Origin of the sequence: Mycobacterium sp. E3251, assembly GCF_001666835.1 — a bacterium.
Taxonomy (GTDB): domain Bacteria; phylum Actinomycetota; class Actinomycetes; order Mycobacteriales; family Mycobacteriaceae; genus Mycobacterium.
Map to the genome: position 1 here is coordinate 98396 of NZ_LZJF01000161.1, position 21113 is coordinate 119508.

The following is a 21113-nucleotide window of genomic DNA, read 5'->3' on the forward strand; positions in this document are numbered from 1 at the left end:
CCGTTGCGCCCAGCTATCAAAGTCGGACTTTCGACGGCTTCGGTGTACCCATTGCGGGCCGAGGCCGCCTTCGAGTACGCGGCCCGGCTCGGCTACGACGGTGTCGAACTGATGGTGTGGGCCGAGTCGGTGAGCCAGGACGTCGACGCCGTCCAGAAGCTGTCCCGGCGCTACCGCGTCCCGGTGTTGTCGGTGCACGCGCCCTGCCTGCTCATCTCGCAGCGGGTGTGGGGCGCCAACCCGATTCCCAAGCTGGACCGCAGCGTGCGGGCGGCGGAGCAACTCGGCGCGCAGACCGTCGTCGTCCACCCGCCGTTTCGCTGGCAGCGTCGTTATGCCGAGGGATTCAGCGACCAGGTCGCCGAGCTGGAAGCGTCGAGCGACGTGATGGTCGCGGTGGAAAACATGTTCCCGTTCCGCGCGGACCGGTTCTTCGGGTCCGGTCAATCGCTGGAGCGGATGCGCCGGCGCGGCGGCGGCCCGGGGCCGGCGATATCGGCGTTCGCGCCCTCGTACGACCCGCTGGACGGCAACCACGAGCACTACACACTGGACCTGTCCCACACCGCGACCGCCGGCAGCGACTCGCTGGACATGGCGCAGCGCATGGGGGGCGGGTTGGTCCACCTGCACCTGTGCGACGGCAGCGGCCTGCCCGCCGACGAGCACCTGGTCCCCGGACGTGGCACGCAGCCCACCGCCGAGGTGTGCCAGATGCTGGCCGGCAGCCACTTCGCCGGCCACGTCATCCTGGAGGTGTCCACGTCCAGCGCGCGCAGCGCCAATGAGCGCGAAAGCATGCTCGCCGAATCGTTGCAGTTCGCCCGCACGCACCTGCTGCGCTGATCACCCAGGAGACCATGAACGCGTTATTCACCACCGCAATGGCATTGCGGGAGGTTGGCCCCGGCGTCTTTGAGGGCGAGCTCAACAAGCACTGGACCATCGGCCCCAAGGTGCACGGCGGCGCGATGCTCGCGCTCTGCGCCAACGCCGCCCGCACCGCCTGCGGCGCACAATCGCCGGCCGGCTTCGAACCGGCCCAGCAGCCTGTCGCGGTGTCGGCCAGCTTCCTGTGGGCCCCCGATCCGGGCCCGATGCGGCTGGTGACCTCGATCCGCAAGCGCGGCCGCAGGATCAGCGTCGTGGACGTCGAGCTCACTCAGGGTGACCGCACCGCGGTGCACGCCGTGGTCAATCTCGGCGAGCCGGAACACTTTCCGCCCGCCGGTGATGCCAAGCCGCTGCTCTCGGCCAACCCGGTCGTGGGCCTGATGGCGCCCGAGCCCCCCGACGACATCGCGCCTATCGGGCCCGGCCATCCCTTGGCCGGCCTGGTGCACCTCGGCGAGGGCTGCGATGTGCGGCCGGTGCTGTCGACCCTGGGGCCGTCAGCCGGCGGCGGCCCGCCGGCGATCCAGATGTGGGCGCGCCCGCGCGGGGTGGCTCCGGACGCGCTGTTCGCGCTCATGTGCGGGGACCTGTCGGCCCCGGTCACCTTCGCCGTGGAGCGCACCGGCTGGGCTCCCACCGTCCAGCTGACCGCCTTTCTGCGCGGACTGCCCGCCGATGGGTGGTTGCGAATCATCGCCACGTGCACCGAGATCGGGCATGACTGGTTCGACGAGGACCACACCGTCGTCGACAGCCTGGGCCGGCTGGTGGTGCAAGCCCGCCAATTGGCGTTGGTCCCTGCCGCCGGGTAGCCGCCGCTGTCTGCGATGCTGTCGGGCATGGCAAGAATCGCGATCATCGGTGGCGGCAGTATCGGGGAGGCACTGCTGTCGGGTCTGCTCCGCGCGGGCCGGCAGGTGAAAGACCTGGTGGTCGCCGAACGCGTTCCCGAACGCGCCCAGTATCTGGCCGACACCTATTCGGTGTTGATCACTTCGGTGGCCGACGCGGTGGAGAACGCGTCCTTCGTCGTGGTCGCGGTGAAGCCCGGCGACGTCGAGCCCGTGATGGCGGAGCTGGCGAAGGCGGCCGCCGCATCCGAAAGTGACAGTGCCGAGCAGGTGTTCGTGACCGTCGCGGCCGGCATCAGCATCTCGTATTTCGAGTCGAAGCTCCCGGCCGGAACGCCGGTGGTCCGCGCGATGCCGAACGCGGCGGCGTTGGTCGGCGCCGGGGTGACGGCGCTGGCCAAGGGCCGGTTCGTCACCGTCCCGCAGCTCGAGGGGGTATCGGCCCTGTTCGACTCGGTCGGCGGCGTGCTGACCGTGCCGGAAGGCCAAATGGACGCTGTGACGGCGCTGTCGGGCTCCGGCCCGGCGTACTTCTTCCTGATGGTCGAGGCCCTGGTGGACGCCGGGGTCGCCGCGGGCCTGAGCCGGGACGTGGCCGCCGACCTGACGGCGCAGACGATGGCCGGGTCCGCGGCCATGCTGCTGGAACGGATGGACGCCGAGCGGCAGCCGGGCGAGGGGGAGGCGCCCGGGTTGCGAGTGGACGCCACGGCGACCCAGCTGCGGGCGACCGTTACCTCACCCGGTGGCACCACCGCCGCGGGGCTTCGCGAACTGGAAAAGGGTGGGTTGCGGGCGGCTGTCGATGCGGCGGTTCAGGCCGCCAAAATGCGCTCTGAGCAGCTAAGAATTACATCGGAGTAATCCAAGAATTTTAAACTGATTGTCCCCCACCAGTACCAGTAACCCCATTAGTCCCGCTATTCTCCTCTTTGTATGCACGTGTGGGTGCCAGCGGAGGGGAAGCCGCTGGCATTGCGCGGGCCTGACACGATTGGGTTGCGATGACGTCTACGAACGGGCCATCGGCGCGAGATTCTGCTGGTAAGCGGGACGCCGGTTCCGGCGAGGGCCAGGGCAGGACACAATTCTTGACGGTTGCCGAGGTGGCGGCGTTGATGCGGGTCTCCAAGATGACGGTGTACCGCCTGGTGCACAACGGCGAGCTGCCCGCGGTCCGGGTCGGGCGGTCTTTCCGGGTGCACGCCAAGGCGGTGCACGACATGCTGGAGACGTCTTACTTCGACGCGGGCTGACCCGAAACCGCACTTCGCTCTTGACTCGGCGGTCGTCGACGCCGGTTTGGTGTTCGATGCGTCCAGCCGGGTAAAGTGTCCGGGTCAATCCTGCAAGCAGGTCACGGGTCAGATAGCGGAGTTCATGGGTTCAGTAATCAAGAAGCGGCGCAAGCGCATGTCCAAGAAGAAGCACCGCAAGTTGTTGCGCCGCACGCGGGTGCAGCGCAGAAAACTCGGCAAGTAGGCCCGCCCGCGGCGTAGTGCTGCGGTCTCTCCCGGCGGATAGGCTGTTTGGGTGGATCAGTCGAGTGGGGATGGCGCCGGTACCGGCGACACCGCGAGCAACACGGTGCACTACCCCAAGGTTGTGCTGGTTACCGGTGCGTGCCGGTTTTTGGGCGGCTACCTGACCGCTCGGCTCGCGCAGAACCCGATGATCAACGCGGTTATCGCGGTTGACGCGATCGCGCCCAGCAAGGACATGCTGCGCCGCATGGGCCGCGCGGAGTTCGTGCGTGCCGACATCCGCAACCCCTTCATCGCCAAGGTGATTCGCAACGGCGACGTCGACACCGTGGTGCACGCGGCGGCCGCGTCGTACGCCCCGCGGTCCGGGGGTACCGCGGCGTTGAAGGAAATCAACGTGATGGGCGCGATGCAGCTGTTCGCGGCCTGCCAGAAGGCGCCCTCGGTGCGCCGCGTCGTGCTCAAGTCGACGTCCGAGGTGTACGGGTCGAGCGCTCACGATCCGGTGATGTTCACCGAGGACAGCACCAGCCGCCGGCCGCTGCGCGGAGGTTTCGCCAAGGACAGTCTCGACATCGAGGCCTACGCGCGCGGGCTGGGCCGGCGCCGGCCCGATATCGCCGTGACGATCCTGCGGCTGGCCAACATGATCGGGCCGGCCATGGACACCACGCTGTCGCGGTACCTGGCCGGGCCGCTGGTGCCCACGATGTTCGGCCGCGACGCGCGCCTACAGCTGCTGCACGAGCAGGATGCGCTGGGCGCACTGGAGCGCGCGGCGATGGCCGGCAAGGCCGGCACCTTCAACATCGGCGCCGACGGGATCATCATGCTGTCGCAGGCGATCCGCCGGGCCGGCCGGATTCCGTTGCCGGTGCCGGGTTTTGGCGTCTGGGCGCTCGATTCGCTGAGGCGGGCCAATCGCTACAACGAGATCAGCCGCGATCAGTTCGCCTACCTGAGTTACGGCCGGGTCATGGACACCACCCGGATGCGATCGGAGCTCGGGTACCAGCCGAAATGGACGACGGCGGAGGCTTTCGACGACTACGTCCGTGGCCGCGGCATGACTCCCATTATCGACCCAGATCGGGTACGCTCCCTGGAGGGTCGCGCCATATCTTTAGCTCAGCGCTGGGGTAGCCGAAATCCAGTTCCGTGGGGTGGGGTCAGGTAGGTATCGTGGCTGGTGAAACCAGAGCCAATGTCATTCCACTGCATACGAATCGGGGTCGGGTAGCGGCGCGTAAAAGAGCCGATCATCGGGCGGAGTCGGCTCGCCAGCATCCTTCCTTGCTTTCGGACCCGCACGGTCGGGCCTCAGCCGAACAGATCGCCGCCGTCGTCCGCGAGATCGACGAGCATCGGCGTGCCGCGGGCGCGGGGTCGGCGGAGGCCCCGCTCAACGAGCTCGCTCAGCGCGTCGCCGCCGTTGCCGGCTTCCTGCGTCAGCGCATCACGGGTGACTACACCGTCGACGAGTTCGGCTTCGATCCGCACTTCAACAGCGCGATCGTCCGGCCGTTGCTGAGGTTCTTCTTCCGGTCGTGGTTCCGGGTCGAGGTCAGCGGAATCGAAAACCTGCCGAGCGACGGGGCCGCGTTGGTGGTGGCCAACCATGCCGGGGTGTTGCCGTTCGACGGGCTGATGTTGTCGGTGGCCGTCCACGACGAGCATCCCGCCCAGCGAGACCTGCGGTTGCTCGCCGCCGACATGGTGTTCGACCTGCCCGTGGTGGGTGAGGCCGCCCGCAAGGCGGGCCACACCATGGCCTGCACGACGGACGCGCACCGGCTGCTCGCCGCCAGCGAACTGACCGCCGTCTTCCCGGAGGGCTACAAGGGCCTGGGGAAGCGCTTCGAGGACCGCTACCGGTTGCAGCGGTTCGGCCGTGGGGGTTTCGTGACGGCTGCGCTGCGCACCAAGGCGCCCATCGTCCCCTGTTCGATCATCGGTTCGGAAGAGATCTATCCGATGCTGACCGATGTGAAGCTGCTCGCCCGGCTGTTCGGCCTGCCCTACTTCCCGGTCACGCCGCTGTTCCCGCTGGCGGGGCCGGCGGGTCTGGTGCCCCTGCCGTCGAAGTGGCGCATCGCGTTCGGTGAGCCCATCTACACCAACGACTACGCCGCCTCCGACGCCGAGGACCCGATGGTCACCTTCGAGCTGACCGATCAGGTTCGCGAGACGATCCAGCAGACGCTGTACCGCTTGCTCGCCGGCCGGCGCAACATCTTCTTCGGCTGAACCCCTCCTAACGCGAAAACGCCCCGGAGCCAACGGCTTCGGGGCGTTTTGCGTTTGGATTATTTGACCATTGTGAACTGGCAGACGTTGGTGTAGCCGTCGCGGAACAGGTCCGAGCAGCCCCGCAAGTACTTCAGGTAGATGTCGTAGGTCTCCTGCCCCTTCAGGGCAATCGCCTCCTCCTTGTGGGCCTCGAGGGCATCCCCCCAGGCGGTCAGCGTCGGCACGTAGTTCTTCCCGATGAAGTGGTGGCGCTCGATCTTGAAACCCGCATCCGTCGCGTATTTGTCGACCAGGTTGACCTGGGGCAACTTTCCGCCCGGGTAGATCTCCTTCAGGATGAAGCTGATGAACCGCAGCAGGGTCATGTTCACCTGCAAGCCCATCGCTTTGCCCTCCTCGGCGGTGGGCACCACGATGCTGTGCAGCAGCATCCGGCCGTCGTCGGGCAGCAGGTCGTAGTACTTCTTGAAGAAGGTGGCGTAACGCTCGTACCCGGCGTCGCCCGCTCCGTCGGCGAAGTGCTCGAACGCGCCCAGCGACACGATGCGGTCGATCGGTACGTCGCCGGGGAATTCCTCCCAGCCCTGGATCCGCACCTCCTTGCGGCGGGGGCTGTCCATCTTCTCGAACTCGGCCACGCAGTGCGCGTACTGGTTCTCGCTGAGCGTCAGGCCGATGACGTTGACGTCGTACTCGGCCACCGCGTGCCGCATGGTCGAACCCCAGCCGCTGCCGATGTCGAGCAGCGTCATGCCGGGCTCGAGGTTCAGCTTGTCCAGGGCCAGCTTGCGCTTGGCGTACTGCGCCTCTTCCAGCGTCTTGGTCAGATTCTGCGGGTCCGGGTTCTCGTCGAAGTATCCGCAGCTGTAGGTCATCGACGGGTCGAGCCAGAGCTTGAAGAACTCGTTCGACTTGTCGTAGTGGGACCGGACCTTCTCGACCGGCGGCTTGAGCTGGGTGCTACCCGTTTCCCCCTGTGAAGTCATAGATTCGAACCTACTTTCCCGCTGATATGGACGCGACCGCCGCGACGGTTGCTTCGTGGTCGGTTTCGTTGTTTGCGGCTTCCCCCAGCATCGTGACTGTACTGGTGATCACCGGTTTGCCCTCGGCATCCGTAACCTCGCTGCGGATCTCTGTGATCACGGCGCCATGGGACTCAATGACAGAGTCTAGGTAGGTGTCGAAATAAAGCCTATCCCCGGCGACGATCGGCCGGTGGAACTTGAATTTCTGGTCGCGGTGCATGACTCGCGCGATGTTGATCGGGATGCTGAACTTGGTGAAGATCTCCAGCTGCACGCGCCGACCCGCGATGGCGAGGAAGGTGAGCGGGGCCACCAGCGCGTCGTACCCGGCAGCGGCGGCGTCGGCTTCGCTGAAGTGCGTCGGATGGTCGTTCCTGATGGCGAGCGCGAACTCCCGGATCTTCTCGCGGCCGACCAGGAAGTAATCCGGCGCCCGGTAATGGCTGCCGATGAGCCCTTCGGCTCCCTTGGGGATTGTCATACCGCTGTCGCTCTCCGCTCGAATAGGTCTCAGCGGCGCAGCCTATCAGCGCGATTGCCGCCGGGATGCTACCGCGGCCAGTGCGCCACCGGCCGCCCCGAGCGCCAGGGCCGACGGGACCCCGATTCGGGCGGCCTTGCGGGCGGTGCGAAAGTCGCGGATCTCCCAGCCGCGTTCACGGGCCAGGGTGCGCAGCCGCGCGTCCGGGTTGATGGCGACCGCGGTGCCCACCAACGACAGCATGGGCACGTCGTTGAAGCTGTCGGAGTAGGCGGTGCACCGTTTGAGGTTGAGGCCCTCCCGGATCGCCAGCGACCGGACGGCGTGCGCCTTCCCGGTCCCGTGCAGGATGTCGCCGACCAGCCGGCCGGTGAACACCCCGTCGACGGACTCCGCGACGGTGCCCAGGGCGCCGGTCAGGCCGAGCCGCCGCGCGATGGTCGCCGCCAGTTCGTACGGCGTGGCGGTGATCAGCCAGACCTGCTGGCCCGCGTCGAGGTGCATCTGTGTCAGCTCGCGGGTGCCCGGCCAGATCTTGTCGGCGATGATCTCGTCGAAGATCTCCTCGCCCAGAGCCACCAGTTGTTCGACCGAGCGGCCCTCGATGAAGGCGAGCGCTTTCCGCCGGCCGGCGGCGACGTCGTTGCTGTTCTCCTTGCCCAGGATCTGGAACTTGGCCTGGGCGTAGATGAAGCCGAGCACATCGCGATAGGTGAAGTAGTTGCGCGCCGCGAGACCGCGACCGAAGTGCACCGCCGAGGAGCCCTGCACCAGCGTGTTGTCCACGTCGAAGAAGGCGGCCGCGGTCAGGTCGACCGGCGGCTGCGGGCGGTCCTCGTCGGCGGTTTCCTCCCGCAGGCCTTCCAGCGCGCGGGCGGCGCTGGCGTCGGCGGCCAACGACTCCAAGTCAACGCGACTGAGGTCCCCGTTGACCGGGTCAGAGGAAGTCATCGCCAAACCTCCTAGATCGCTGTGTTGCCTGGCGACCCAGTGGGTCCCGATGTTCAACCCTATCGGGGAGATGGCCTGGGGGCGTCAGCTATGCCGTGCCGCCGAGTGTGAAGCCAGCCGCACGCTCGACGCCGAGTGTGAAGGTAGCGTGACGCTCGCTGGGGAGATTCTGTGTGGGGCAGGTGCTCAGGCGCTGCGAATGTTGAGTGTGAACCAATCGGACGGAACGCCTTGGCGCAGCACGGAATCGAGATCCTCGAAAGTTAGAACGATCAGATGTGACGCCGCGATCGCACCATGCTCTGGCATCCATCCCCGGTCACTCGGTTCGTCATCGACCGTCATGCTGACGCGCCCAGGATAATTGGCCGGATCGGGCTTACTGAGCGAGACCACGGGATTAAGACCCTCTCGATACCAGCGGAAGCTGGGAGAATTGGTGTACTTCCCAGGGCGAGCCATCTGACTAATCAAAAATGCCAAGTATTTTTCGGCGTCGCCGTAGTTTCTGAACATCCAGTAGGTACGCCGCGAACCCCGTTCTTCGCTATCGATGAAAAATTGCCCACCCTTCCAAGTCAAATAGTAAGATACATCGCCGTCGTCAATGAAGGCTAACTCGTGGCTGCCCGTCATTTTGGGCGTCCGTCTTCCCCAGAAAATTTGCTCCTGAGATTCCCATCCCCTTGGCTGTCGCTGAGCGTCGCCGGGCGAGCGGCCTTGACCGCGCAGGTGGATTTCCTGCCACTCGTACCAGTACTTTACGAGTCGGTGCAGGAATGGTGGGATCGTGGTGAGGTCGAGCGTGTAATCAGCCATACGTTTCGTATACGCTTAATACCCATTATCCTGGGATCGCGCGATTAAAGCGATGTCTTCGGGGATACCTTCGAGCAGCGCCTCGGTTAACTCCTCGAACGATAAAAGCAGGACTTGCATTCTTGGCTCGTCTTCGGGGAATGCAAATCCATACGAATCGGGCCGTGTTGTGAGCGTGTAGCGTTTGAGATATTGCTCCGCAAAGCCTTCTTCAAGACCAGGGTACTCGCTTTTGAGAAGATTGATAACGTCCGGATCCGCGGCCTCGATCGCTATACGAGGGTCGAGGCCGCTGTGGTTCCATTTGACGAATTGCGTTTGTAAACGAAGGCTCACGCGGGCGCTATCTGCAACGCGCATAATGATGTATTTTCCTGCGTCCGAGAATGTTGAAAACAATACCCTGACTTCCTCATCCCGCTGCGACGCTCTTTCGTGCTTCAACGAGCTTAAAACGCTGAAGTAACCCAGCTGTGTGCGCGCGATTATCCAAGCTCCCCAGTCGCCTTGCTCCGCCCATTCGGGCCATTTTTCAACTTTCCTTGAGTAGTCAGAGCGGAAGTATAGACGGTCACCTTGTCTCTCCGCTTCGTCGTAGGGTCCGTCGCCGGCGTTGTTGGCAATCTTGCGCCAAAGGTTGTAATGGGCGATAAAGTCACCATATTCGCCCTCTGTGCTGAAGTTTTCGGCCAACTCTGAACACCCCTTCTTGCTTGCCGAGCTATCCTAGAGCCAGGTAACCGTTTACAAGTAACCATCTGATCAGAACAGTCTTGCCGTTCTTGTCAACAACGACCCATTGTGTTCCACCGCCTGGCTGGCCAAACTCATCACCCACTCTTCCGTACCTGACTTGCCAGCCCTCGGGTAATTCCTGACCTGTGCCGTGGAATCGATGGTAATCCCCTGATGAGCCGGGGGCCAGGCTGCGTTCAGGATAACTATCGCCGACTGCGCCCATAAAATCGCCTCGCTGATCGCTTACCTCTCCAATTCTGTCCAGCCATACGTCTTCTGGGATGCTGCGAGCTGTCTGCCATTTCCCATCGGCGAACCCATTCTCCAGCGGCCACTTCCACGTCCCTTCAGCGTGATTCCAATAGTTATCTAGAATTTCTTGCGATTTCATTCCTGAATAGGGGCTGTGCAGCGCTGATTCGGCAAGATCGCGGGGACACCCGTGCTCTATGAGGTCGCGCACGAGCCGCTCAGGGGATTCGGCAAGCGTTAGCTGCTCTTGATACCAAGGCTGCAAATCAGACGGTGTTGTATGCGGTAGGTGTCCATCAGCTGGATCATCTGAAGGCGTGCCGTCGTGCGGCGCGTGGCCGTCGCCATCATGGGGCCCATCGCCTTCGCCGGGCTGATGTGCCGGGGCGTTGTCGTGGGGCGGGTGCGGCTGGCCGCCATCGCCAAGCGGCGGACCGTCGTGGGGGCTCCCGCCCGGCATCTCGGGCGGGTGCGCACCCGGTTCCCCACCGTGGGGCATTTCACCGAGGCCGGGAGGCGCTGCTTCGGCAGGCCCGCCACCCATCGGCACCGAACGTGGCGTCGGCAGGTGGGGCTCCGGCGGCGATGGCAGACCCGCGCTGGGTGGCGCGATCGGTTCGCCGCCGGGAGCAGCCGGCGCGTGGGCTGGCACCGGCTCGGCCGGCGTCGAGTGGGGTAGTGGCGCCTGTTCGGCCGGCGCGGGCACCGCCGGTTTGTCAGCCGGACCGGGTGGCGCGGCGGCCGGCTTGGGCGCCTCACCCGAGGGGGGCTTCTCGCCGACCGGCGGCTTCGACTCCGTCGGGCTGTGCGGAAGGGGGCCGTCGGAGGGCCCGGGCGTGGGCTTGCCCGCGGCGGGAGGTGCGGGCCTGCCGGGCTCCGGCTTGGCCGGGGGTGCGGGTGGTCCCGATTCCGGCGGCTTGGGACCCGTCGGCAGTGGCTCCGTCGGCGGCTTCACCGAAGGCGGTTTCACGCCCTCCGGCAGCCGTGCGCCCTTGAGCGCAGCGGCGGCGTCGCGGCCCCACTTCCCGAGCTTCGACAGCGGTCCCCCAGGCAGCGCCAAGGTTCCGACGTCGAAGAGGGTCTTTCCGAATGCTTCGTCCGGGTGTGAGGCCCAATCGTCCCAGTGGATGATGTTTTTACCCAACGCTTTCCACGCCTGGCCGGCACCGTGTAGACCGTCGGGGCCCAACCCCGCCAGAGTGGCTTCCCCTTCCACCATTCCCAACGTGTCTTTGACGAAGCCCACCGGATCGGATTGAAGGCGGGTCGGGCTGAATTGGTTGAGGCCCTGGAGAAAGTCGTAGCCCTCCACGCCGACGCCTTTCAGGGTCTGGCCGACGTGGTTGAGGACTCTCCCCACCTGGGTGCCGTGCAGGAAGTGGTCCCACTCTTTACCCGCCCAACGGCTCGTTCCCTCTATCGCGGCGGCGGCCGCGGACATGGTGGCGTTGATCTGATCGCCCAGCGTCTCGGCTTCCTGAGCGAAGTTGTTGACGACCGTGCGGATGTCGTCGGCGATCCTCTTGATCTCGTCTTCGTCTTCGTCGGTGAGCCACTCCCAGACCTCTTTGATTCCGGTCAGCGGATCGCAAATGCGCGACAGCAGATCCAGGATCGCCGCGTGTACCTTGTCGAGCTTCGCGGCGTAGCTGTTGAGCTGGGCGGCGATAGTTTGGCATTGGCGTGCAACGTTGATGGTGGCTTCGGAGGCATCCGACAACGCCTTGTTGATGGCAGCGCCCTCCGGGATCTGCTGGGCACCAATGGCGGCCATTGTCCCGCCGCCCGCCGCGGTCTCGGTGGCCATGAAACTCGCCCCCGCGCTGGTCCACGCCGCCGCGGCGGCCCGCAATTTCGCCGAATCGCCAGTGGGCCAGATCATTCCGATGTAGGGGGCCACCCACCCCCAGCCCGCCGGGGCGCCACTACCGGCGCCGACAGCCGAGGGCGGCTTCGCCCCAACGCTCAACGGCGCGGTCACCGGCGGCGTCGGCAGACCCGCGGCCCGGCCCGTGACATCCGACTGCGCATCGGCGATGGCGTAGTTGCGGGCCGACACCCGCACCCCGTCGCCGATGCTGCACAACCCATTCCGGGTGCTGGCCATCGCGTCGAGCAACTTGGCCGCCGCACCGTCGTACGAGCGGCCCAACGCCGCGCCAACCGGATCGTCGCCGGCCATGCCGGCGCTGCCGGCCAACGCCGCCGTCAAGGTTGAGATCACCGATCCCAGTGACTCGCCGGCGGCCAGCACGGCGGTGCCGGCGGCGTCTAGGGCCGTCGGATCACACGCCAGCGGCGCCATCTGGTCACGACCACATGCCGAGATTCGTCGACATGGCGCCGGTGTAGTTGCCGTGCGCGGTCGTGGCCACCTTCGCGAGTTGCGCCAGCGCCTCACGCATCATCGCCTCGCCGCGCACCCAGTGCTGGTGCGCCTCGGCATGAGCGGTCGCGGCCTGCCCCGTCCAGGCGGTGTGCAAACGCGTTACGCGAGAATCGATTTCGGCGATCATGTCCTCGGCGTAGCGCTGAAACTCCGCCATCCGCTGGACGGCGTCGGCCAACGCCTGGGGATCCACCCGGAACGCCTCAGCCACCACGCACCGCCCGCTCCGCCTGGGCGGATCCGGCCTCGTTGGCCTGGTAGCCCTCGCCGGCCTGCCCCACGAGATGGCCCAGCATGGACAACCCGAGCTGTACTTCACGCGCGCCCCGATGCCAAAGCTCCCACGCCGAGGCGTACGCGCTACCCGACGCTCCTTGCCAACCGCCGAGCATCTGACTTACCTGATCGTCTAGCCGGCTCAACTCGGCCGAGAGATGCTCGGCCGCGCCGGCGATGGAGACGGCATGGCTTTGCATCACCACCGGATCAACCCGCAGGGTCTCGTCAGCCATAGCCGGAACATAACGCCTGGTAGGCGGCCTCACAAGTCACCAATGCCACACTGGTGGCCATGACCGACGCCCCCCGGCGGCCGCAGGTGGAGCTGTTGACCCGCGACGGCTGCACCATCTGCGAACGCGTACACACCCGGCTCGCCGAATTGGCGGCTGAGCTGGGCTTCGACCTGTCGACGATCGACGTCGACGCCGCCGCCTCGGCCGGCAACCCGGGGCTGCGCGCCGAGTTCGGCGACCGGCTGCCCGTGATCCTGCTCGACGGACGCGAGCACAGTTACTGGGATATAGACGAGCCCCGGCTGCGCGCGGATCTCGCTCGATGAGGGCCCATGGGCAATTATTTGGTAGCCCACCTGATAAACGATTACCTTGGAAACCAGTTCAATTACTGGAGAAAGCAAGGGAGCTGGCCAGGTGATGCTGCCGTGAGCGTCTTGCTTTTCGGGGTTTCGCACCGCAGTGCGCCGGTCTCCGTCCTGGAACAGCTCACCATCGACGAATCCGATCAGGGCAAGATCGTCGACCGGGTGTTGCAGTCGCCGCTGGTGACCGAGGCGATGGTGCTGTCGACGTGCAACCGAGTCGAGGTCTACGCGGTGGTGGACGCGTTCCACGGCGGGCTGGCGGCAATCGGGCAGGTGCTGTCGGATCACTCCGGAATGTCCATGGGGGACCTGACCAAGTACGCGTACGTCCGTTACAGCGAGGCCGCCGTCGAGCACCTGTTCGCGGTGGCCAGCGGGCTGGACTCCGCGGTCGTGGGTGAGCAGCAGGTGCTCGGCCAGGTGCGCCGCGCGTATGCCACCGCGGAAAGCAACCGCACGGTCGGCCGGGTGCTGCATGAGCTGGCCCAGCGGGCGCTGTCGGTGGGGAAGCGGGTGCATTCCGAGACCGCCATCGACGCGGCGGGGGCCTCCGTGGTGTCGGTCGCCCTGAACATGGCCGAACGCCGGCTCGGCGGGCTGCAGGGCAAGACCGCCGTGCTGGTCGGCGCCGGAGCGATGGGCGCCCTGGCGGCGGCCCACCTGACCCGGGCCGGCATCCGGCACGTGCACGTCCTGAATCGGTCGTTGTCCCGCGCGCAGCGGTTGGCCCGCAAACTCCGCGAATCCGGTGTGCAGGCCGACGCGATGTCACTCGACCGCCTGGCCGACGCGGTGGCCGACGCCGACGTCATGGTCAGCTGCACAGGCGCGGTGAGTCCGGTCGTCACGCTGGCCGACGTGCACCATGCGCTGGCCGCCGCGCGCCGCGACGAGTCGACCCGCCCGCTGGTCATCTGCGACCTGGGCATGCCGCGTGACGTGGACCCCGCGGTCGCCGGTCTGCCCGGTGTCTGGGTCGTCGACGTGGACCGCGTGCAGCACGAGCCGTCGGCGCACGCCGCGGCCTCCGATGTCCACGCCGCGCGCCAAATCGTGGCGGCCGAGGTCGCCGCCTACCTGGCGGGGCAGCGCATGGCCGAGGTCACGCCGACGGTGACGGCCTTGCGCCAGCGCGCCGCCGACGTGGTGGAGGCGGAGCTGTTGCGCCTGGACAACCGGCTGCCCGGCCTGGAGAGCGCCCACCGCGAGGAGGTGGCGCGCACCGTGCGGCGGGTGGTGGACAAGCTGCTGCATGCGCCCACCGTGCGGATCAAACAACTCGCCAGCGCCCCCGGCGGGGACAGTTACGCCGAGGCGTTGCGTGAACTCTTCGAACTCGACCAGACCGCCGTCGATGCCGTCGCCGCGGGTGAATTGCCCGTCATATCAACGGGATTCGACGCCGGAACGCAAGAACCGTCGGCCGAATAGCCGATTGGCGAACGTGATCCGGATAGGTACCCGGGGCAGTCTCTTGGCCACCACCCAGGCCGGCCTCGTCAGGGACGCCTTGATCGCTAACGGTCATCCCGCGGAGCTGGTGATCATCAGCACCGCCGGCGACCGCTCGTCGGCGCCCATCGAGACCCTGGGCGTCGGCGCCTTCACCACCGCGCTGCGTGAGGCGATCAACGACGGCCGGGTGGACGCCGCGGTGCACTCGCACAAGGATTTGCCCACCGCGGACGACCCGCGGTTCACCATCGCCGCCATCCCGCCGCGCAACGACCCCCGCGACGTGGTGGTGGCCCGCGACGGGCTGGTGCTCGGGGAGTTGCCGGCCGGTTCGCTGGTGGGCACGTCGTCCCCGCGCCGGGCCGCGCAGCTTAGGGCATTGGGTCTCGGTTTGGAAATCCGCCCCCTACGAGGCAACCTAGATACCAGGTTGAACAGGGTAAGCAATGGTGATCTCGACGCGATCGTGGTAGCTCGGGCCGGACTGGCCCGGCTCGGTCGCCTCGACGATGTCACCGAGACGTTAGAGCCGGTGCAGATGTTGCCAGCACCGGCTCAGGGCGCGCTCGCCGTCGAATGCCGCGCCGGCGATGAGTTGGTGGCAGTGCTGGCGGAGTTGGACGACGCCGACACGCGTGCGTCGGTCACTGCGGAGCGAGCCCTGTTGGCCGAACTGGAGGCCGGTTGTTCCGCACCGGTGGGCGCGATCGCAGAGGTGGTCGAGTCCATCGATGAGGAAGGCCGAGTCTTCGAAGAGCTGTCGCTGCGCGGGTGCGTGGCGGCACTGGACGGATCCGACGTGATCCGCGCGTCCGGCATCGGCACCGCCGATCGGGCGCGTGAGCTGGGGGTTTCGGTCGCCGCAGAGTTGTTCGAACTCGGCGCCCGAGAACTCATGCAGGAAGCGCGGCAGGACCCGGCACGAGGAAATTAATTGCGAGTGACGTGGGAGCGACAATGACGACGCGAGGGCGCAAGCCGAGACCCGGCCGCATCACATACGTGGGTTCAGGTCCCGGCGATCCGGGACTCCTGACTACCCGGGCCGCCACGGTATTGGCGAACGCCGCCTTGGTGTTCACCGACCCCGACGTGCCGGAGCCGGTGCTGGCGCTGATCGGCAAAGACCTGCCACCGGTTTCGGGCCCGGCGCCCGCCGAAGCCCCCGCTGGTGGAGGCGACGCCGCCACCGGCCCGGAGCAACCCGCGGTGATATCGGCCGGCCCCGACGTCCGTCCGGCGCTCGGCGAGCCCGCCGAGGTGGCGAAGACGCTGACCGCCGAGGCCCGCACCGGCGCCGACGTGGTGCGGCTGGTGGCTGGGGATCCGCTGACGGTCGACGCGGTCATTACCGAGGTGAACGCCGTCGCGCGGAGCCACCTGCACATCGAGATCGTGCCCGGCCTGGCTCCCACGGACTCCGTGCCCACCTACGCGGGGCTGCCGCTGGGCTCGTCGCACACCGTTGCCGACGTCCGCGACCCACACGTGGACTGGGATGCCTTGGCTGCTGCGCCCGGCCCGCTGATCCTGCAGGCGACCACGTCGCATCTGGCCGACGCGGCGCGCACCCTGATCGAGCACGAGCTGGCCGAGACCACTCCGTGCGTGGTGACCGCGCACGGCACCACCTGCCAGCAGCGTTCGATCGAGACCACACTGGGCGGTCTGACCGACTCGGCCGTTCTGGGCGCGACCGACCCGGCGGGCCCGTTGACCGGACCGCTGGTGGTGACCATCGGCAAGACGGTGGCCAGCCGGGCGAAGCTGAACTGGTGGGAGAGCCGCGCCCTCTACGGCTGGACCGTGTTGGTGCCGCGCACCAAGGATCAGGCCGGCGAGATGAGCGAGCGGCTGACGTCCTACGGTGCGCTGCCGATCGAGGTGCCTACCATCGCCGTCGAGCCGCCACGCAGCCCCGCGCAGATGGAGCGGGCCGTCAAGGGCCTGGTCGACGGTCGCTTCCAGTGGGTCGTGTTCACCTCCACCAACGCAGTGCGCGCGGTGTGGGAGAAGTTCGGCGAGTTCGGTTTGGACGCCCGCGCCTTCTCGGGCGTGAAGATCGCCTGTGTCGGCGAGTCCACGGCCGATCGGGTCCGTGCCTTCGGGATCAGCCCCGAATTGGTGCCGGCCGGGGAGCAGTCGTCGCTGGGTCTGCTGGACGACTTCCCGCCCTACGACAGCATTTTCGACCCGGTGAACCGCGTCCTGCTGCCGCGGGCCGACATCGCCACCGAGACGCTGGCCGAGGGGCTGCGCGAACGCGGTTGGGAGATCGAGGACGTCACCGCCTACCGGACGGTGCGGGCGGCCCCGCCGCCGGCGGAGACGCGGGAGATGATCAAGACCGGCGGGTTCGACGCCGTGTGCTTCACCTCCAGCTCCACGGTGCGCAACCTGGTCGGCATCGCCGGCAAGCCGCACGCGCGGACGATCATCGCCTGCATCGGTCCCAAGACCGCCGAGACAGCCGCCGAATTCGGTTTGCGGGTGGACGTGCAGCCGGAAACGGCCGCGGTCGGTCCGCTGGTCGACGCTTTGGCCGAGCACGCCGCGCGGTTGCGCGCCGAGGGTGCGCTGCCACCGCCGCGTAAGAAGAGCCGCAGGCGCTAGTGGTTGCGGCGATCGCAAGCGCGGCCGTGGTGATCGCAAGCGCGGCGGAGCCGGGCGCTGGGGGCACCTCCCGCTTGCGGGGGACGGGTCGCCACACGAGGGCGGAGCCGGGCGCGACGGGTCGCCGCTGATGAGCGCATTTCCGCGGCAGCGCCCGCGTCGGCTCCGCTCCACCCCCGCATTGCGTCGTTTGGTGGCGCAAACGTCCTTGGAGCCAAGGCATTTGGTGCTGCCGATGTTCGTCGCCGACGGCATCGACGAGCCGCGACCGATCGCGTCGATGCCCGGCGTCGTGCAGCACACCCGCGACTCGCTGCGCAGCGCCGCGGCCGATGCCGTCAACGCCGGGGTCGGGGGGTTGATGCTGTTCGGCGTGCCGCGCGACGAGGACAAGGACCCGGCGGGGTCGGCGGGCACCGACCCCGATGGCATTCTCAATCTCGCCCTGCGGGACCTGGCCAAGGATCTCGGCGACGCGACGGTGCTGATGGCCGACACCTGCCTGGACGAGTTCACCGACCACGGCCACTGCGGCGTGCTGGACGCCAGGGGCCGGGTCGACAACGATGCGACCCTGGCTCGGTACGTGAAACTGGCTGTCGCACAGGCGGAGTCGGGCGCGCACGTGGTGGGGCCGAGCGGGATGATGGACGGTCAGGTGGCGGCGATCCGCGACGGCCTGGACGCCGCGGGTTTCACCGATGTGGTGGTCTTGGCCTACGCGGCGAAGTTCGCCTCGGCGTTCTACGGCCCCTTCCGGGAAGCGGTCAGTTCCAGCCTGTCCGGAGACCGGCGCACCTATCAGCAGGAGGCGGGAAACTTCCGCGAGGCGCTGCGCGAGATCAGGCTGGACCTCGACGAGGGCGCGGACATCATCATGGTCAAACCCGCGATGGGTTACCTCGACGTGTTGGCCGCCGCGGCGGACATCTCGCCGGTGCCGGTGGCGGCCTACCAAGTCTCGGGCGAGTACGCCATGATTTGCGCTGCAGCCGCGAACAATTGGATCGACGAGCGGGTGGCGGCACTCGAGTCGTTGACCAGCATCCGCCGTGCCGGAGCCGATATCGTGCTGACGTATTGGGCCGCGGACGCGGCCGGTTGGCTTTCGTGAGATGGGGCGTGCTTTGACATCACAGCCGACAGCGAGAGACGCCGAGCCCAAGCCGTTGTTCTACGAACCGGGTGCCAGCTGGTGGTGGGTGGCGTGGGGGCCGGTGGCCGCGGGCGCGATGATCCTGATCGAGATCTGGAGCGGCGCCCCCGTGTCGTTCTTGATACCGGTGATCTTTTTGGTCCTGGTGTCGGGGTTCGTCGGGTTGCAGGTCAAGGCGGCACGGATTCATGTCTCGGTCGAGCTCACCGAAGACGCCTTGCGTCAGGGCACCGAAACCATACTGGTGCGCGAGATCCTCAGGGTGTATCCCGAACCCGAGAACCACGAAGCCTCCGGCAAGGAGCTGGCCCGCTGGCAGGCGGCGCGGGCGCTCGGCGAACTGGTCGGGGTGCCCCGCGGCCGGATCGGTATCGGGCTCCAGCTCACCGGAAGACGCACCGTTCAGGCCTGGGCCCGCCGGCATCGTCAGCTCCGCGCGGTGCTGACCCCGTTGGTCCAGGAGCGGGTCGAACCCGCTCGCTCGGACACCATCGACGGCGACCGCGACGACGAGACTGGACTCGAACAGTGAGCGCCTCCCGATGGAGCACCGCGGTGCTGGTCGAACTCGGCCTGGCCTGCGCCGCGCTCGTCGGCGCGGGACTGAGCTGGTCGCACTCGCATCACTCGGTGGCGGTGGCTCCCATCGCGGATGGGCAGCCGTTCACCACGTCAACGGTGTATGACCCGCAGCTGCTGTTGCTGACCCTGTTGCTGCTGACGAGTGCCGCAGTGCTGGCGGTGGTCGGAACCGGCCGGCACCTCCGGGAGCGACGCTCTACGACGTCCTGACCAGCGGTAGCGCCAGCCGCCGACGCCTGGCGATCGCGTCGGCCAGGTCGTGCAGGGCCTCGGGCACCGAGTGTTCGTCCGAAAAACCGCCGTCATCCAGCGACTCGGTGACCGCGGGGCTGGCGACCAGCGTCCATTGCACCCCTTCGGCGCGGCAGTCGTCATCGAAGGTTTGCAAAAGCGAAATCTCCGGCCCAGCAAATTGGGTGACGCCGCTCATGTCGAGCACCACACGGTCCTCTCCGAGGATGAAACGGCGAATGTGTCCGGCGACTCGGTCGGCATTGAGTGCGTTGATTTCACCCCGAATCGTCACCACGGTCGCCAGCTGGCGACGGTGGGCCCGGATCCAAGCGCCGTCGCAGTGAAAGATGCCGTTTTGCTCCCGCGTCAGGACGTCGGCGATCGTCATGAACACCCCTCGCTCTCCGTGGCGTTCGCTATGTGTTCTGACGCTAAACCCCAAGGTTAAGGAGGGTGAAAGCCGCATCTAACGTTTTGCTAAGAAGCGATTGTCACCGCGATTTCCGCCTTTTGCGAGCAAAGGTCGCCGGGCGCGGATTATCGGCGAAAGGCCGCGTGCCACACCACAACCGTCCGCGCGCCCGGGCCATTGCGCTGCTAGGCTGCCATGGCTACCGGTTGCGAGGCGGGGGCTTGTGACATCGCGTGGTCGCCCGGTCAGCCGACCTAGAAGGCGAACGGAACAGCAGAGTCCAGGCGGAAAGAAAAGCGCTGTGCGCGGTGGAAATATCACGGGAGAGATCAGGGGCGAGATCAAGGCCCTGACGGGACTCCGCATCGTCGCCGCCCTGTGGGTCGTGCTGTTCCACTTCCGCCCGATGCTGGGCGACGTCGGGACCGATTTCCACGACGCCCTCGCGCCGGTGCTCAACTGCGGAGCGCAGGGCGTCGACCTGTTCTTCATCCTCAGCGGATTCGTCTTGACCTGGAACTACCTCGACCGCATGGGCCGGTCATGGTCGACGCGCGCGACCCTGCACTTCCTGTGGCTGCGGCTGGCCAGGGTCTGGCCGGTGTACCTGGTCACCCTGCATCTCGCCGCCCTCTGGGTGATCTTCACTCTGCATGTCGGCCACGTACCGTCGCCTGACGCCGCTCAGCTCACCGCGATCAGCTACGTGCGCCAGATCCTGCTGGTGCAGTTGTGGTTCGTGCCGTTTTTCGATGATTCGAGCTGGGATGGGCCGGCCTGGTCGATCAGCGCGGAATGGCTGGCCTATCTGCTTTTCGGTCTGCTGGTGCTGGTGATCTTGCGGATGAAGCAGGCAACGCGGGCGCGGAGCCTGATGGTGCTGGCGTTCGCGGCGGCACTGCCGCCCGTGGTCATGCTCCTGGCCAGTGGCCACTTCTACACCCCGTGGAGCTGGCTTCCGCGGATCGTCACCCAGTTCACCGCGGGCGCGCTTGCTTGCGCGGCGGTGCGCCGGCTGCGGCTGACCGATCGCGGCCGCCGCGTGGCGGGTTACCTGTCCCTGCTTCTGCTGGGCACCATGGTCGGCGTCCTCTATTGGTTTGACGCGCACCCGATCTCCGGGGTGGTGGAGAACGACAGCGGCGGGGTGGTTGACATCCTGTTCATTCCGCTGGTGATCACGCTGGCCATCGGCGTCGGTAGCCTGCCGCGGGTGCTGTCCACCCGGTTGATGGTGTACGGCGGGCAGATCTCGTTCTGCCTGTACATGGTTCACGAGCTGGTGCACACCGCGTGGGGCTGGTCCGTCGAGCAGTTCGAGCTGCGGCCGCAGGAAAATCCCTGGAAATGGAACATCATTGGCCTGCTCGCGATCGCCGTGATCATCTCGATCGTGATGTATCACTTCGTCGAAGAGCCCGCCCGCCGCTGGATGCGCCGGATGGTCGACGTCAAAGCCGTCACCGCGAGAAGCGATCCCGACGAGCCGCCGAAGGGCAAGGTCCATCCGATAGACCGCTCGCTGGAAGCTGTTTCGGTCCGCGCGGTGTGACGGTTGCGTTAGCGCACCGCCGCGAGCCGGCGGCGGATAATCGATGAAAATCCAGTGGCACATGACGATGCCGTTGACGGGGGAGGTAG

Annotated in this window: 23 protein-coding genes and 1 pseudogene; 15 read left to right on the forward strand and 9 right to left on the reverse strand. The window is 66.9% G+C overall.

Annotated elements, in window-relative coordinates; genetic code table 11:
• The first annotated feature begins 3 nt into the window (after positions 1-3).
• The 7 genes from A5697_RS20070 to A5697_RS20100 all read left to right on the forward strand — a co-directional run bounded on the left by A5697_RS20070 (position 4) and on the right by A5697_RS20100 (position 5476).
• A complete protein-coding gene (locus A5697_RS20070) occupies positions 4-846 on the forward strand; it encodes a sugar phosphate isomerase/epimerase (RefSeq protein ID WP_068011786.1) in 843 nt (280 codons plus the stop codon).
• 14 nt (positions 847-860) lie between these two features.
• Positions 861-1706, forward strand: a complete 846-nt coding sequence (locus A5697_RS20075) for a thioesterase family protein (RefSeq protein ID WP_068011787.1) — start codon at positions 861-863, stop codon at positions 1704-1706.
• A gap of 27 nt (positions 1707-1733) precedes the next feature.
• Positions 1734-2609, forward strand: coding sequence for a pyrroline-5-carboxylate reductase (gene proC, locus A5697_RS20080; protein WP_197501068.1), 876 nt, complete (start codon positions 1734-1736; stop codon positions 2607-2609).
• Between the two features lie 140 nt (positions 2610-2749).
• Positions 2750-3001: a cell division/environmental response transcriptional regulator gene (locus tag A5697_RS20085; RefSeq protein WP_067944752.1), complete on the forward strand. Its 252-nt coding sequence runs from the start codon at positions 2750-2752 to the stop codon at positions 2999-3001.
• 124 nt (positions 3002-3125) lie between these two features.
• Positions 3126-3227: a 30S ribosomal protein bS22 gene (locus tag A5697_RS27355; protein WP_003402602.1), complete on the forward strand. Its 102-nt coding sequence runs from the start codon at positions 3126-3128 to the stop codon at positions 3225-3227.
• A gap of 51 nt (positions 3228-3278) precedes the next feature.
• A complete protein-coding gene (locus A5697_RS20095; protein ID WP_067944751.1) occupies positions 3279-4406 on the forward strand; it encodes an SDR family oxidoreductase in 1128 nt (375 codons plus the stop codon).
• Positions 4388-5476, forward strand: a complete 1089-nt coding sequence (locus A5697_RS20100) for a lysophospholipid acyltransferase family protein (protein ID WP_197501069.1) — start codon at positions 4388-4390, stop codon at positions 5474-5476. The genes A5697_RS20095 and A5697_RS20100 overlap by 19 nt, the downstream gene beginning before the upstream one ends.
• A gap of 59 nt (positions 5477-5535) precedes the next feature.
• On the opposite strand, the gene A5697_RS20105 is transcribed toward A5697_RS20100, so the two are convergent.
• From A5697_RS20105 to A5697_RS20140, 8 genes are all read right to left on the reverse strand, one after another.
• Positions 5536-6465, reverse strand: coding sequence for a cyclopropane mycolic acid synthase family methyltransferase (locus A5697_RS20105; RefSeq protein ID WP_068011791.1), 930 nt, complete (start codon positions 6463-6465; stop codon positions 5536-5538).
• A gap of 10 nt (positions 6466-6475) precedes the next feature.
• Positions 6476-6988 (reverse strand): MaoC family dehydratase N-terminal domain-containing protein, encoded by a 513-nt coding sequence (locus A5697_RS20110; protein ID WP_067944748.1) that lies wholly within the window; start codon positions 6986-6988, stop codon positions 6476-6478.
• Positions 6989-7033: 45 nt separating this feature from the next.
• On the reverse strand, positions 7034-7939 hold the full coding sequence (locus A5697_RS20115) for an HAD family phosphatase (RefSeq protein WP_068011792.1): 906 nt from the start codon (positions 7937-7939) through the stop codon (positions 7034-7036).
• A gap of 186 nt (positions 7940-8125) precedes the next feature.
• Positions 8126-8758, reverse strand: coding sequence for a hypothetical protein (locus A5697_RS27835; protein WP_156673384.1), 633 nt, complete (start codon positions 8756-8758; stop codon positions 8126-8128).
• A 15-nt stretch (positions 8759-8773) separates the two neighbouring features.
• Positions 8774-9451, reverse strand: coding sequence for a hypothetical protein (locus A5697_RS20125; protein WP_231972121.1), 678 nt, complete (start codon positions 9449-9451; stop codon positions 8774-8776).
• Between the two features lie 28 nt (positions 9452-9479).
• The gene (locus A5697_RS20130; protein ID WP_068011794.1) at positions 9480-12053 is read right to left on the reverse strand and encodes a TNT domain-containing protein; all 2574 of its coding nucleotides are present in this window, start codon (positions 12051-12053) and stop codon (positions 9480-9482) included.
• 4 nt (positions 12054-12057) lie between these two features.
• Positions 12058-12348 carry a WXG100 family type VII secretion target gene (locus A5697_RS20135; protein ID WP_067944777.1) on the reverse strand — a complete coding sequence of 97 codons (291 nt, stop codon included), beginning with the start codon at positions 12346-12348 and terminating at the stop codon, positions 12058-12060.
• Complete coding sequence (locus A5697_RS20140) at positions 12341-12649, reverse strand: WXG100 family type VII secretion target (RefSeq protein WP_067944745.1); 309 nt, start codon at positions 12647-12649, stop codon at positions 12341-12343. The genes A5697_RS20135 and A5697_RS20140 overlap by 8 nt, the downstream gene beginning before the upstream one ends.
• 59 nt (positions 12650-12708) lie before the next feature.
• Between A5697_RS20140 and A5697_RS20145 the strand changes: the two are divergent.
• From A5697_RS20145 to A5697_RS20175, 7 genes and pseudogenes are all read left to right on the forward strand, one after another.
• A pseudogene (locus A5697_RS20145) lies at positions 12709-13073 on the forward strand (glutaredoxin family protein).
• Positions 13074-13080: 7 nt separating this feature from the next.
• The gene (locus A5697_RS20150; protein WP_068011795.1) at positions 13081-14451 is read left to right on the forward strand and encodes a glutamyl-tRNA reductase; all 1371 of its coding nucleotides are present in this window, start codon (positions 13081-13083) and stop codon (positions 14449-14451) included.
• Positions 14452-14464: 13 nt separating this feature from the next.
• Positions 14465-15409 carry a hydroxymethylbilane synthase gene (hemC, locus tag A5697_RS20155; RefSeq protein ID WP_068011819.1) on the forward strand — a complete coding sequence of 315 codons (945 nt, stop codon included), beginning with the start codon at positions 14465-14467 and terminating at the stop codon, positions 15407-15409.
• A gap of 23 nt (positions 15410-15432) precedes the next feature.
• Positions 15433-17088 (forward strand): uroporphyrinogen-III synthase, encoded by a 1656-nt coding sequence (locus tag A5697_RS20160; RefSeq protein ID WP_068011796.1) that lies wholly within the window; start codon positions 15433-15435, stop codon positions 17086-17088.
• Between the two features lie 130 nt (positions 17089-17218).
• A complete protein-coding gene (hemB, locus tag A5697_RS20165; protein WP_068011797.1) occupies positions 17219-18202 on the forward strand; it encodes a porphobilinogen synthase in 984 nt (327 codons plus the stop codon).
• Positions 18203-18257: 55 nt separating this feature from the next.
• A complete protein-coding gene (locus A5697_RS20170) occupies positions 18258-18776 on the forward strand; it encodes a DUF3093 domain-containing protein (protein WP_082953510.1) in 519 nt (172 codons plus the stop codon).
• Positions 18773-19036: a hypothetical protein gene (locus A5697_RS20175; RefSeq protein ID WP_068011799.1), complete on the forward strand. Its 264-nt coding sequence runs from the start codon at positions 18773-18775 to the stop codon at positions 19034-19036. Before A5697_RS20170 ends, A5697_RS20175 begins: the two co-directional genes overlap by 4 nt.
• On the opposite strand, the gene A5697_RS20180 is transcribed toward A5697_RS20175, so the two are convergent.
• Positions 19023-19448 (reverse strand): STAS domain-containing protein, encoded by a 426-nt coding sequence (locus A5697_RS20180; RefSeq protein WP_067946218.1) that lies wholly within the window; start codon positions 19446-19448, stop codon positions 19023-19025. The two genes, A5697_RS20175 and A5697_RS20180, sit on opposite strands and share 14 nt — an antisense overlap.
• A 325-nt stretch (positions 19449-19773) precedes the next feature.
• On the opposite strand from A5697_RS20180, the gene A5697_RS20185 reads away from it, so the two are divergent.
• Positions 19774-21024 carry an acyltransferase gene (locus A5697_RS20185; protein ID WP_068011800.1) on the forward strand — a complete coding sequence of 417 codons (1251 nt, stop codon included), beginning with the start codon at positions 19774-19776 and terminating at the stop codon, positions 21022-21024.
• Positions 21025-21113 lie beyond the last annotated feature (89 nt).